12 protein-coding genes are annotated in these 12,642 nt (G+C 71.8%); 6 read left to right on the top strand and 6 right to left on the bottom strand.

The window, feature by feature from the left end; all coding sequences use genetic code 11:
- Position 1: 1 nt before the first annotated feature.
- Together pheA and NHL51_RS08985 are read right to left on the bottom strand one after the other, a co-directional pair.
- Complete coding sequence (gene pheA / locus NHL51_RS08990) at positions 2–1,003, bottom strand: prephenate dehydratase (RefSeq protein WP_434143147.1); 1,002 nt, start codon at positions 1,001–1,003, stop codon at positions 2–4.
- Positions 1,004–1,013: 10 nt separating this feature from the next.
- Positions 1,014–2,510 (bottom strand): helix-turn-helix domain-containing protein, encoded by a 1,497-nt coding sequence (locus tag NHL51_RS08985; protein ID WP_434143146.1) that lies wholly within the window; start codon positions 2,508–2,510, stop codon positions 1,014–1,016.
- 87 nt (positions 2,511–2,597) lie between these two features.
- Between NHL51_RS08985 and fepB the strand changes: the two genes are divergently transcribed.
- From fepB to NHL51_RS08960, 5 genes are read left to right on the top strand one after another with little or no spacing between them, the layout of a single operon-like run.
- The gene (fepB, locus tag NHL51_RS08980; protein WP_434143145.1) at positions 2,598–3,599 is read left to right on the top strand and encodes a Fe2+-enterobactin ABC transporter substrate-binding protein; all 1,002 of its coding nucleotides are present in this window, start codon (positions 2,598–2,600) and stop codon (positions 3,597–3,599) included.
- Positions 3,600–3,603: 4 nt separating this feature from the next.
- The gene (locus NHL51_RS08975; RefSeq protein ID WP_434143144.1) at positions 3,604–4,656 is read left to right on the top strand and encodes a FecCD family ABC transporter permease; all 1,053 of its coding nucleotides are present in this window, start codon (positions 3,604–3,606) and stop codon (positions 4,654–4,656) included.
- Positions 4,653–5,696 carry a FecCD family ABC transporter permease gene (locus tag NHL51_RS08970; RefSeq protein ID WP_434143143.1) on the top strand — a complete coding sequence of 348 codons (1,044 nt, stop codon included), beginning with the start codon at positions 4,653–4,655 and terminating at the stop codon, positions 5,694–5,696. Before NHL51_RS08975 ends, NHL51_RS08970 begins: the two co-directional genes overlap by 4 nt.
- Positions 5,697–5,706: 10 nt before the next feature.
- On the top strand, positions 5,707–6,582 hold the full coding sequence (locus NHL51_RS08965; RefSeq protein ID WP_434143142.1) for an ABC transporter ATP-binding protein: 876 nt from the start codon (positions 5,707–5,709) through the stop codon (positions 6,580–6,582).
- Positions 6,583–6,592: 10 nt separating this feature from the next.
- On the top strand, positions 6,593–7,423 hold the full coding sequence (locus tag NHL51_RS08960; protein WP_434143141.1) for a siderophore-interacting protein: 831 nt from the start codon (positions 6,593–6,595) through the stop codon (positions 7,421–7,423).
- Positions 7,424–7,454: 31 nt separating this feature from the next.
- Here NHL51_RS08960 and pgm read toward each other — a convergent pair whose 3' ends face one another.
- Positions 7,455–9,086, bottom strand: a complete 1,632-nt coding sequence (gene pgm, locus NHL51_RS08955) for a phosphoglucomutase (alpha-D-glucose-1,6-bisphosphate-dependent) (protein WP_434143140.1) — start codon at positions 9,084–9,086, stop codon at positions 7,455–7,457.
- Positions 9,087–9,152: 66 nt separating this feature from the next.
- Here pgm and NHL51_RS08950 point away from each other — a divergent pair, with 66 nt between their 5' ends.
- A complete protein-coding gene (locus NHL51_RS08950) occupies positions 9,153–9,947 on the top strand; it encodes an HAD-IIA family hydrolase (protein ID WP_434143139.1) in 795 nt (264 codons plus the stop codon).
- 39 nt (positions 9,948–9,986) lie between these two features.
- On the opposite strand, the gene NHL51_RS08945 is transcribed toward NHL51_RS08950, so the two are convergent.
- Genes NHL51_RS08945 through NHL51_RS08935 form a run of 3 tightly spaced genes read right to left on the bottom strand, consistent with a single transcriptional unit; the run spans position 9,987 to position 12,601 of the window.
- Positions 9,987–10,772: a sulfite exporter TauE/SafE family protein gene (locus NHL51_RS08945; protein WP_434143138.1), complete on the bottom strand. Its 786-nt coding sequence runs from the start codon at positions 10,770–10,772 to the stop codon at positions 9,987–9,989.
- A complete protein-coding gene (gene pyrE, locus NHL51_RS08940; protein ID WP_434143137.1) occupies positions 10,769–11,323 on the bottom strand; it encodes an orotate phosphoribosyltransferase in 555 nt (184 codons plus the stop codon). The genes NHL51_RS08945 and pyrE overlap by 4 nt, the downstream gene beginning before the upstream one ends.
- A gap of 36 nt (positions 11,324–11,359) precedes the next feature.
- On the bottom strand, positions 11,360–12,601 hold the full coding sequence (locus NHL51_RS08935) for a CynX/NimT family MFS transporter (protein ID WP_434143136.1): 1,242 nt from the start codon (positions 12,599–12,601) through the stop codon (positions 11,360–11,362).
- Positions 12,602–12,642: the final 41 nt, after the last annotated feature.

Genomic DNA, 12,642 nt, shown 5'->3' with positions numbered 1-12,642 from the left:
GCTACTCCCCCGGCTGAGGCGCGTCGGCGCCGGCAGCTGCACCGGAGCTCGCAGGCGCACCTGCACCCGCGATCGTCTCGCGCAGCCAGTCGCGCGCATCGCGGAAGGCGTCGTCGTCGTGCGCATCGCGGTAGGTCGCGGCGACGCGGTCGGCGCGGGGGTACGAGCCGAGGAACACGACGCGGGGGCTGAAGCGCTTCACGCCGAGGATCGCGTCGGCGACGCGCTCGTCCTTGATGTGCCCCTCCGCGTCGATCACGAAGCGATAGCGCCCCATGCGGTCGCCGACCGGCCGCGAGGCGAGCAGGGTGAGGTTGACGCTGCGGGTCGCGAACTGCTCGAGCAGGTCGAGCAGCGCGCCCGGCCGGTCCTCGGGCAGTTCGACGATGAGCGAGGTCTTGTCGGCCCCGGTCGGTTCGCCGACCGCCACCACGCGGCTGACGAGCACGAAGCGGGTGACCGCGTCGGGGTTCTCGGCGAGGCCCGAGGCGAGCACCTCGACGTCGTGGTGCGCCTCGATGCCGGGCGGGGCGATCGCCGCGTCGATCTCGGCGTTCGATTCGAAGAGGTCGACCACGGCCTGCACGTTCGAGGCGGCGGGGAGGTGCTGGTGGCGGGGCACCTGGTCGTCGAGCCAGGCGCGGCACTGCCCGTAGGCGACGGGATGGCCCGAGACGACGGCGATGTCTTCGAGGCGCGTGCCGGGTCGGGCGACGAGCACGAAGTTCACGGGCACGAGGTATTCGCCGACGATGCGCAGCCCGGGGATGGTCGCGAGCGCGTCCTGCGCCACCGTGACCCCGCCGTCGATCGAGTTCTCGATCGCGATCATCGCGGCGTCGCTGAAGCCGGTGACGACGTCGTTCAGCGCTTCGCCGAGGTTCGAGACGGGGTTCCACTCCTGCCCTTCGGCCTCGGTCACCTGCTTCAGCGCGGCCTCGGTGAAGGTGCCGGCCGGCCCGAGGTACGAGTAGCGACGGGGTGCTTCGGGGCTGGGCGACATGCACACCAGACTACCGCTCGTGCGGTGCGAGCACGCGCTGCGCCGAACGGACGGGGAGCAGTGCCGAGGGTGCCCGGCATCCGACCGAGACAGGGGCGGTCCCGTGCGCCGCGCGGAAGGCCCGCGAGAATGCGGGAAGGTGCGCGTAGCCGAGCTCCCGCGACACTTCGGTCGCCGTCTCCCCGAGCCCGAGGCGGCTGCGGGCCCGGGTCATCCGCACCATCCGCGACCACGCGGCCGGGTTCTCACCGCTGCGCTCGCGCACGATTCTGTGCAGGTCTCGCTCGTCTCGCCCCAGTCGGCGCCCGGCTGCTTCGATGGTGAGATGGGGCTCGAGGGCGATGAGGCTCGCGAGCGCGGCGAGCCCCGTGTCGTCGTCTCCGACATCGGCACGCGTCGACCCCCGCAGCACCGCGTCGAATCCTCGCGAGGGGTCTGCGCCGCCCCGGTCGGTGTATGCGTCGAGCATGGCGGACACCATGTGCCAGGAGTCGATGCCGCCCACCTGGGCGGCGGCGATCGGCACGCCGATCGCCCCGGTGCGCCCGGAGCGGAACCCGACGGGGAGCAGCAGCGACCCCGGCTCGATGCCGATGTCGTTGCGCACTCCCGCGGGCAGCACGACGGCCTCTCCGGCGCGGAGGCGCAGCTCACGCCCGCCGATCGCGATCGTTGCGGATCCGATGGCGACCCAGACTGCGACGTGCCCGCCGTTCACGCGGGCCCAGGTGCGGTGGGCCCGACGACGCCACGCCGGGGAGACGACGAGTTCGGACACGGGCTCCTCGGCGTCCGGGGAGCGACGCCATCGCCCCGGGGTCGTTCCCACGACCTCGGCGAAGCCGCGCACGAACGCGGCGCTGCTGCGATACCCGACCCGGTGGGCCACCCACTCGATGTCGCGCCCTTCGGCGAGCAGCTCCGCCGCCGTTCTGGCCCGCGCACGGCGCACCCAAGCGCTCAATGTGAGCCCCGTCTCGGCCGCGAAGCGGCGCTGCGCGGTGCGCACGCTCCACCCGGTGACGGCGGCTTCGACCGCGCTCGCGAGATCGAGGTCGGGGTCGTCGGCCAGCATCTCGGCGAGGTCCTGGAGTTCGGGCGACGCCGGGGCGGGCGGGGCCCAGAGGCCGTGGCCGACGCAGCTCCGCGTCGCGTCGCGCACCCGCACGCCCGGCTCGGAGCGGGCCGCGTCCGCGTGCGCCGCATCCAGGTGGCCGAGCGCGCGAGCGAATTCGTGGAGGAGGCCGGGGAGGTGCGCCGGAGCCACGTCGACGATCGCGGGCCGAACGGGTCCGGTCGATGCGGCGGGCACGGGGACGACGATCGCCTCCGACGAAGCGCGCACGTCGACCGTCGTTCCGGCGGGAGCCCAGAGCGCGGTCCCGCTCCGGACCAGGTGGCGGTCGCCGTTCGCGATGATCCTCGCCGAACCGCGCAGGACGGCGTACAGCAGGGGCTCCGGAAGTCGCGTCGCTCGGGGTGGTAACACGGTGTCGTTCTCAATCAACAGATGTAGGCAAGGGTTGGCTAACTTGATAGTACCGCGCGGTGATCCGACCGCGCCCAGAACCCCACACCGCCCGGAGGTCCCCGCATGGCGAGACACCTGTCTGCCCTCATCGTCGCCGCTGCTGTCGCAGCCCTGCTCGCCGGATGCGGCGCATCCGGCGAGGCCGCCCCCGCATCCGACACCGCCACAGGCTCGGCCGACACCGCGGGCTGGCCCCGCTCCGTGGAGCACGAGCTCGGCACCGCCGAGATCCCCGAGAAGCCGCTGCGCATCGTCTCCACCTCGCCCTCGATCACCGGAAGCCTGCTGGCGATCGACGCACCGCTCGTCGCCTCCGGCGCTGCAACCGTGACCCCGCTCACCGACGACCAGGGCTTCTTCACTCAGTGGGCCGAGACCGCCGAGGAGCGCGGCGTCGAGGTCGCCTACACGAACCTCACCCTCGACATCGACGCCGTCGACGCATTCGAGCCCGACCTCATCATCGGCTCGTCGAACGGCGGCGACGCCACGGGCGACGCCTACGAGCAGCTCTCGGAGATCGCACCCACCGTGATGCTCGACTACAGCAGCATCACCTGGCAGGAGCTCACCACCGAGCTCGGCGAGATCACGGGCATGGAGGCCGAGGCCGCCGAGCGCATCGCCGAGTACGACGACTGGGTCGCCGAGCAGGCGCAGCAGATCTCGCTGCCCGAGCAGCCCGTCACCGCCCTCGTCTACATGGGAGCCGACGGTTCGTGGGCCTTCACCGCCGACAGCCCCCAGGCCGAGCTCCTCGCATCGCTCGGCTTCACCTACGAGCCGGTCGCAGCCGAGTACCGCGCCGATGACCAGAGCGGTCGGGGCGTCGACGTGGTCACCAGCGAGAACTCTGCGGCGGGCCTCGCCGGAGCCGAGACCATTCTCGCGGTCGCCATGGGCGGCGGCGATCCGGTCGCCGACTTCGTGGCGGATCCGCTGCTCGCCAATCAGCCCGCGGTCGCGAACGATCGTGTCTTCTCCCTCGGCACCCAGTCGTTCCGCCTCGACTACTACAGCGCCAAGCTGACCGTCGAGCTGCTCGTCGACACCTTCGCGGGCTGAGCCGATGGCCCTGACGGTTCGAGCCGAGAGCGGGGCGGCGAGCGAGCACCGCCCCGCTCCGGCCCGCGGCACCGCGGCGCTGATCGCCGTCGCGGGGATCACGCTCGCGGTGTCGGCGGTGCTCGGCCTGGGACTCGGCTCGAACTGGATCGACCCCGCGACGGTGGTCGCGGCGCTGACGGCGTACGATCCCGCCGACGATGCCCACCTCGTCGTCGTGCAGTCGAGACTGCCCCGAGTCGCCCTCGGGATCATCGTCGGCGCAGCCCTCGGCCTCGCCGGCGCGCTCATGCAGTCGGTCACCCGCAACCCGCTGGCCGACCCCGGAATCCTCGGTGTGAACGCGGGAGCATCACTGCTCGTGACCATCGCCATCGCCTATCTGGGGGTGACGGGCATCAGCGGCTACATCTGGTTCGCGTTCCTCGGAGCGGCCGCCGCCGCGGTGGTGGTCTACCTCCTCGGATCGGCGCGGCGCAGCGCAGCGACCCCCGTGCGGGTCGCGCTGGCGGGCACCGCCGTGAGCATCGTGCTCGGCGCCGTCGCCCAGATGATCCTGATCAGCAACGAGACCTCCTTCAACACCTACCGGTACTGGGTGGTCGGCTCGCTCCAGGGGCGCGGGGCAGAGGTGATCCTCACCGTGCTGCCCTTCATCGCGGCCGGCATCCTCGCCGCCCTGGTGCTGATCGGCCCGCTCAACGCGATCAGCCTGGGCGACGAGACGGCCGCGGCGCTCGGCACGCGCGTCGCCGCCGGTCGAGCGGGAACCGCCCTCGCGGTCGTGCTGCTCGCCGGATCGGCCACGGCGGCGGCCGGGCCCATCGGCTTCATCGGCCTCGGCGCTGCGCACATCTCGCGCCGCTTCACCGGCAACGAGCACCGCCGCCTCATCCCTGCGGCGACCCTCGTCGGCGCGGCGCTGCTCGTGGCCGCCGATACGGCGGGCCGCGCCATCGTCGCGCCGTCCGAGTTGCAGACGGGCATCGCAGCCGCACTCTTCGGCGGCCCGCTCTTCATCGCTCTCGTGCGTTCGCGACGGGTGGCATCGCTGTGAGCGCGGCTGCGCTCCCCGTTCCGAGCGGCCGGGTGCTGCGCGTCGGCCCGCTGTCGCTGCGCGTGCGGCCCCGGGTGATGCTCGTCGGCGCGATCCTGCTCCTCGTACTGCTCGCGATCGTCACAGCGTCGCTGCTGATCGGTTCGCAACGGCTCGGCTTCTCCGATCTGTCGGCGGTCGTCACGGGTGAGGCGCGTCCGTCGCTCACCCGCTCGGTGCTGGGGCGACGTCTGCCGCGCGCGCTCACCGCCGCGCTCGTCGGCGCGCTTCTCGGAATGAGCGGAGCCGCCTTCCAGTCGCTCTCGCGCAATCCGCTCGGCTCCCCCGACATCATCGGATTCACCTCGGGGGCCGCGACCGCTGCGGTGTTCCAGATCGTCGTGATCGGCGGCGGCATGATCGCCACAGCGGTCGCGGCGGTGCTGGGCGGCATCATCACGGCGCTGATCGTCTACCTCCTCGCCCGGCGGGACGGGATCACGGGCGGGCTGCGTCTCGTGCTCGTCGGCATCGGGGTGGGCGCGGTCGTCAGCGCGATATCGGCGCTGCTCATCGCGCGCGCCGACATCGACGATGCGCTGCTCGCGCAGCTCTGGAGCTCCGGCTCGCTCACGGGCCGCGGTTGGCCGCACGTCTGGGCGACCCTCGCGGCGCTGGCCGTGGTCGGCCCGGTGCTGCTGCGGCTCGGCCGCGATCTCGCGCTCATCGAGATGGGCGACGACAGCGCGCACGGCGTGGGCGTGCAGGTCGAGCGCACCCGATTCGTCGCCGTGATCGTCGCGGTCGCCGCCGCCGCGGCCGCGACCGCTGCGACGGGCCCCATCGCCTTCATCGCCTTCGCCGCCGGACAGATCGCCCGCCGCCTCGCGCCGGTGCCGGGCGTGCTGATCGGGCTCTCCGCCCTCATCGGCGCCGCGCTGCTCGCGGGCGCCGACCTCCTCTCGCAGGACCTCGATGTCGGGCTGCGCACACCCGTGGGGCTCGTCACGAGCGTGCTCGGCGGCCTCTACCTGCTGTGGCTGCTGGCCCGCCGCATCTGAACGGACCCTCATGGCTGAACATGCTCTCACCGCCTCCCCTCCGATCGCGGACGCGACCGTCCCGCCCGACCGCAGCCCCGCGCCCGCGATCCTGTCGGCGCGGGGCCTCACCGTCGGCTATGGCGGGCACGAGGTCGTCTCCCGACTGGATCTCGCAGTACCGACCGGGGGGTTCACGGTGATCATCGGGCCGAACGGCTGCGGCAAGTCGACGCTGCTGAGATCGCTCTCGCGCATGATCCGCCCGAGTCGCGGATCGGTGCGGCTCGACGGGAGGGATCTCGCCGCTCTGCGCGCCAAGCAGATCGCGCGCCGCGTCGGCACGCTCGCGCAGGCGCCGACCACGCCGGCCGCGATCACCGTGGCCGACCTCGTCGCGCGCGGCAGAACCCCCCACCAGGCGCTGCTGCGGCAGTGGAGCCGCGATGACGAGCGCGCCGTCGCGGCCGCGCTCGACGAGGTCGGCATGACCGCTCACGCCGACCGTCTCGTCGAGGAGCTGAGCGGCGGGCAGCGGCAGCGGGCCTGGCTCGCGATGGCGCTCGCGCAGGAGACCCCGATCCTGCTGCTCGACGAGCCCACCACGTACCTCGACGTGGCCCATCAGATCGACGTGCTGGATCTGTGCGCCCGCCTGCACGAGGAGGGTCGCACGCTGGTGGCGGTGCTGCACGACCTGAATCTCGCGGGCAGGTACGCATCTCATGTCGTGGCGATGCGCGACGGAGCGATCGTCGCGCAGGGCGCGCCCGACGAGGTCATCACGGTCGAGCTGCTGCGCACCGTCTTCGACCTCGACGCGCGAATCATCCCCGACCCCGAGACCGGGCGGCCGCTCATCATCCCGCGCGACCGGCGCGCGGCTCGACCAACCCCGACAGATTAGAGGAGAACCCATGCCTTCCCAGACCCCGCTGCACCGATCCGCCGCGATCCAGTCCGACGACCACAATCGCGGCCTGGTGCTGGGCACCGCTGCGGTGCACGAGCTGCACGAGATATCCCCGTTTCTCGTCCGGGTCGTGCTCCGCATCCCCGACCTCGCCGCAGAGCCGCTCTGGGAGCGACCGAACACGGCGCTGCGGTTCTACCTCGACGACCGCTTCGAGGCGACCTCCCGGGTCTACACGGTGCGCTCGGCCGACCCCGTGGCGGGCACCGTGGAAGTCGACGTGGTGCGGCACGGTGCTGCGAGCCCGATGATGCGCTGGCTCGAGACGCTGCAGATCGGGGACGCCGTGCGGTTCGGCGGCCCGCGCCCCCACTTCACGATCCCCGACCTCGACGGACGGGAGGCTCTGATCTTCGCGGATGCGACCTCGCTTCCCGCGCTGTACGCGATCCTGCAGCAGGCGGACGAGTCGCTGACCGGGCGGGGCTGGGTCGCGACCGACGACGCGACGGCGTTCGCGGAGCTGCCGCAGCTGCCCGGGCTGCCGCTCCGCCGGATCCGGCCCGGCTTCGGGTTCGGCCCCCAGCTCGCCGACATCGCGGACCCGTCTGCCGCCGTGGTCTGGGGCGCTGGAGAACGCGATGAGATGCGCGAGGTGCGGCGGTTCTTCCGCACCGAGGCGGGCCTCGCGAAGGAGGACGTCGCGGTCTTCGGCTACTGGAAACGGGGCGCCACCAATACGCAGATCGACGCTGAACGGCTCGCCGCGTACGAGAAGGTCCTGGCGTCGGGAGGCACGGTGACCGAGCTCGACGATCTCGCGCTCCCGATCTGACGACGGGGTCGGCGCCTCCTTCGCGCTCGGCTCAGCCGAGCACGCGGGCGACGAGCGCCTGCGCGGCCTCCTGCACCAGCGCGAGGTGCTCGGGGCCGCGGAACGACTCGGCGTACACCTTCATGACGTCTTCGGTGCCCGAGGGGCGCGCGGCGAACCAGGCGTGCTCGGTCTGCACCTTGAGACCGCCGATCGCGGCGCCGTTCCCCGGAGCCGTCGTGAGGATCGCGGTGATCGGATCACCCGCGAGCTCGGTGTCGGTGACGTCCTCGGGCGCGAGGGCGCCGAGGCGCGCCTTCTGCTCGGGCGTCGCGGGCGCGTCGATGCGCGCATATGCGGGGGCGCCGAACCGCTCGACGAGCTCCCGGTAGCGCTCCGACGGCGATTGGCCGGTGACCGCGATGATCTCGGCGGCGAGCAGGGCGAGCAGGATGCCGTCCTTGTCGGTGCTCCACGCGGTGCCGTCGAAGCGCAGGAACGAGGCCCCGGCGCTCTCCTCGCCGCCGAACACGACGGAGCCGTCGGCGAGGCCGGGCACGAACCATTTGAACCCGACCGGCACTTCGAGCAGCTCGCGGTCGTGCGCGGCGACGACGCGGTCGATCATGCCCGACGAGACGAGCGTCTTGCCGATCCCCGCCGAGACCGGCCAGTCGGGGCGGTGCGAGAGCAGATAGTCGATCGCGACCGCGAGGTAGTGGTTCGGGTTCATGAGGCCGGCGTCGCCCGTCACGATGCCGTGGCGGTCGGCGTCGGCGTCGTTGCCGGTGACGAGCGGGTACAGCGAGCGGTACTCGTCGACGGTCGACATGACGTGCGCCGACGACGGGTCCATGCGCACCTTGCCGTCCCAGTCGAGGTGCATGAACCCCCACTGCGGGTCGACGCCCGGGCCGAGCACGGTGAGATCGAGGTCGTAGCGGTCGCGGATCGCCGCCCAGTAGGCGACGCTCGCCCCGCCGAGCGGGTGCGCGGCGAAGCGCACGCCGGCCCGCCTGATCGCGTCGATATCGATGGCCTCGCCGAGCGACTCGACGTAGCCGCCGAGGAAGTCGTAGTGGCCGGCCTCCGCCGCCGAGCCGCGGGCGATCCCGGCGCCCGATGCGAGCAGCTCGTTCGCGCGGGCAGCGATGCGGTTCGTCGCGCCGGTGTCGGCCGGGCCGCCGTGCGGCGGGTTGTATTTGAAGCCGCCGTCGGCCGGCGGGTTGTGGCTCGGTGTGATCACGATGCCGTCGGCGCGGTCGGGGTCATCGGCCGCGCGATCGCGGTTATGGCTCAGGATGGCGTGGCTGAGCGCCGGGGTGGGCACGAAGATCTCGTCGCCCGTGCCCGCGGCGGCGAGCACCTGCACTCCCGCCGCGACCAGCACCTCGCGCGCCGTCTCCTCCGCCGGGGCCGACAGCGGGTGCGTATCGGAGCCGATGAAGAGCGGGCCGCGGATGCCCTGCTCGGCGCGGTACTCGGCGATCGCGAGACTGATCGCGGCGATGTGCGCGTCGTTGAACGACGCCTGCAGCGATGACCCGCGATGGCCCGAAGTGCCGAACACGACGCGCTGCGCGGCGACCGACGGGTCGGGCACGACTTCCGCGTACGCGGCCAGCAGCGCCTCGACATCGATCAGTTCATCGGCCGGAACCGGCTTGCCCGCTCTCTCATGCATACCCCTAGTCTGCCAGGGCGCGGCGCAGGACTCCCGCCGTTCACACTGCGGCGATACGCTGGAGGCATGACTGAAAGCGCACGCGAACGCCGTTCCGCCATCGAATGCTGGCTCACCGATATGGACGGGGTGCTCGTGCACGAGGAGCACGCGATCCCCGGCGCGGCCGAGCTGCTCGCCCATTGGAAGTCGCACGAGATCCCGTACCTCGTGCTCACCAACAATTCGATCTTCACGGCCCGCGATCTCTCGGCCCGGCTCGCGGCGAGCGGCATCGAGGTGCCCGAGGATCGCATCTGGACGAGCGCGCTCGCGACCGCCGCGTTCCTGAAGCAGCAGCAGCCCGGCGGCACGGCCTACGTCGTCGGCGAGGCGGGGCTGCACACCGCGTTGCACGACGCCGGCTACATCATGACCGAGTCGAACCCCGACTTCGTGGTCGTCGGCGAGACCCGCAGCTACTCGTTCGAGGCGATCACCAAGGCGATCCGGCTCATCGACCGGGGCGCCCGCTTCATCTCGACGAACCCCGACGCGACCGGGCCGAGCGCGGAGGGTCCGCTGCCCGCGACGGGGGCGATCAACGCGCTCATCACGACGGCGACGGGCAAGACGCCCTACGTCGTCGGCAAGCCGAATCCGATGATGTTCCGCTCGGCGCTCAACAAGATCGGCGCGCACTCGCACAACACGGGCATGATCGGCGACCGCATGGACACCGACATCGTCGCGGGCATGGAGGCCGGGCTGCACACCGTGCTGGTGATGACAGGGATCGCCGACCAGCGCGAGATCGAGAAGTTCCCGTTCCGCCCCGACGAGGTGCTCGGTTCGGTGGCGGAGCTGCTGCCGGAGGCGTAACCAGGGCCTCGACAGGGATCGAGCGCACCGGCGACGCCTCTACTGGTTCCGCAGCCTGCGCACGAGCATCTGCCCGAGGACGAACGCGAGGTAGGCCGAGAAGGCGACGTTGCCCCAGAACGGGTCGATGACGACCGCGAAGAGGTTTCCGACCGGCACGAACAGGCAGGCGGCGACGCCGACGAGGGCCGCGGCGCGCAGGTCGACGTTCTTCCGCCGGAGGTTGCCGAGCGTGCCCGAGATCGACCCCGGGATCATCATGAGCAGCGACGTGCCCTTCGCGGCGAGGTCGTCCGCGCCGAAGAAGAACATGAGCACGGGCACGACGACGGCGCCGCCGCCGATACCGAGGATGCCCGACATGACGCCGGTCAGCAGGCCGGTGAGCACGAGCATCGAGATCGTGAGCGCCGTGAGCTCGATCTGGTCGCCGCGCTGCGGCACCACGAACCACAGGCTCACGATGATCACGGCGAGGAACGCCATGAAGCCCCACTGGATCGCGCCGAGCGGCAGCTTCGCGAGCAGATGGCTGCCGATCTGGGCGCCGATGACGACGCCGACCGCGAGGCAGAGCGCTGCGATCCAGTCGACGTGCCCCTGGATCGCGTAGGTCGTCGCGCCCACGACGGCCGTCGGCAGGATCGCCGCGACCGAGGTGCCCGCCGAGAGCTTCTGCGGCATCGACAGCCAGATGGCGAGCGCGGGCACGATGATCGTGCCGCCGCCGATTCCGAACAGGCCCGAGAGCAGACCGCCCGCGACCCCGACGAGGATCAGCGGGAACACGGCGGGCGCGCGCCCGGGCACCGCGGCGGCAGTCACTGCGGGTCGAGCCCCAGATCCGCGAGGCCGATCGCGTAGCGGTACTCGTAGCCGGCCGCTTCGATGCGCTCCTTGGCGGGCGCCTGGCGGTCGACCACGACGGCGACGGCCGCGATCTCGGCGCCGACCTTCTCGAGCGCCTCGATGGCCTGCAGCGGTGAGCCGCCGGTCGTCGAGGTGTCTTCGACGACGATCACGCGCTTCCCGGCGAGGTCGGGGCCCTCGACCTGGCGGCCGCGGCCGTGATCCTTCGGCTCCTTGCGCACGACGAACGAGTCGTACACCTCGCCGCGGGCGACGCCCTGGTGCATGATCGCCGAGGCGATCGGGTCGGCGCCCATCGTGAGGCCGCCGACGGCGACCACGCCGTCGACGTCGCCGATGAGGTCGAGCATCACCTGACCGATGAGCGGGGCCGCGCGGTGGTCGAGCGAGAGCTTGCGCAGGTCGATGTAGTACGTCGCCTTCTTGCCGCTGGTGAGGGTGAAGTCGCCGTGGAACACGGCCTCCGAGGTGATGAGGTCGATGAGCTGTTCGCGTGCCGAAGTCATGTCACCGATTCTAGATGACGGGGTGCGCCGGCCGACTCACCGCTGGGCCGGCCGCCCGGTTTCGCCGACGAAGCGATCGCGCCCGGCGAGGGTGCCGAAGACCAGCATTCCGCAGGCGTTCGCAAGAACGAGCACGAGCCCCGGCTTCCAGGATCCTGTCGCGTCGTGCATCGCGCCGACGGCCACCGGCCCCGCCGCCGCGAGCAGGTAGCCGATCGACTGCGCCAGGCCCGACAGCGACGCCGCCTGATGATGGTCGCGGGTGCGCAGGCCGAACAGAGACAGCGCCGTCGTGATGGCGATCCCGCCCGACAGCCCGATCAATGCCACCCACAGCAGGGCGAGCTGCGGCATCAGCAGCACGCCGGCGAGGCCGATGATCGGCAGGATCGCGGCGGCGGCCGCGATCGCGCTCTGACTGGGCAGCCGGTGCAGCAGGGCGGCCGCGCTGAGGCTGCCGATGATGCCGCAGCACTGGAAGGCGAACTGGTGCCATCCCGCCGCGACGGAGCTGTACCCGAGGTCGCGTTCGATCGTCGGCCACCAGGTGATCACCGTGTAGTAGATCGTGGATTGCAGGCCGAGGAAGAGCGTCACCTGCCAGGCGAGGGCCGAGCGCCACATCGGTGGCCCCGTGCGCGGGGCTGGCGCCGCTGCGGCTGGAGAGCCAGTGGGTACGCGCACTCGTCGCCTCAGGGTCGGCAGGAACACGGCGAAGCCGATGAGCCCGAGACCGGCCCAGACTCCGAGTGAGAGCCGCCAGCCGAACTGGCTTGCACCGGCGATGGGCACGGCGAGCCCTGCAGCCACCGCTGCGAGCGTGCTCTGGGCGGCCGAATAGACGCCCGTCATGAGCCCGACCCGATGCGGGTACTCCCGTTTCACGAGCGCAGGGATGAGTACGTTCAGCGTCGCGACAGCTGCGCCCAGCAACGCGGTGCCTCCCCAGATGGCACCCGGGATGGGCACCGAGCGCAGCACGATCGCGCCGGTGAGCACGAGCAGCGCGCCGCCGAGCGTCCATTCGAGGCCGATCCGCCTGGCGAGCAGCGGCGCGAGCGGCGAGAAGATCGCGAAGCCGACGACCGGGAGGCTGATGAGGAAGGAGGCCGCGCTGCCGGAGATGCCGAGGTCGTGCTGGATATCGCCGAGCACGGGGCCGACCGAGGTGATGCCGGCACGGAGGTTCATGGCGAGCAGCAGCACTCCGGCGAGCGCGAATCCCATGCGCAGCGGTGCATCACCGCCCGAGGGAGCGGGTCGGGCTGCGGAAGTCATGAGTGCCAGCGTATCGCGTGTCAGCGCGGGCCCGCGCACCG

The sequence above is a fragment of the Leucobacter sp. gxy201 genome (assembly GCF_051043335.1).
Taxonomy (GTDB): domain Bacteria; phylum Actinomycetota; class Actinomycetes; order Actinomycetales; family Microbacteriaceae; genus Leucobacter.
Note: the sequence above shows the minus strand (reverse complement) of the source record. Positions and strands in the feature narration are given on the sequence as shown.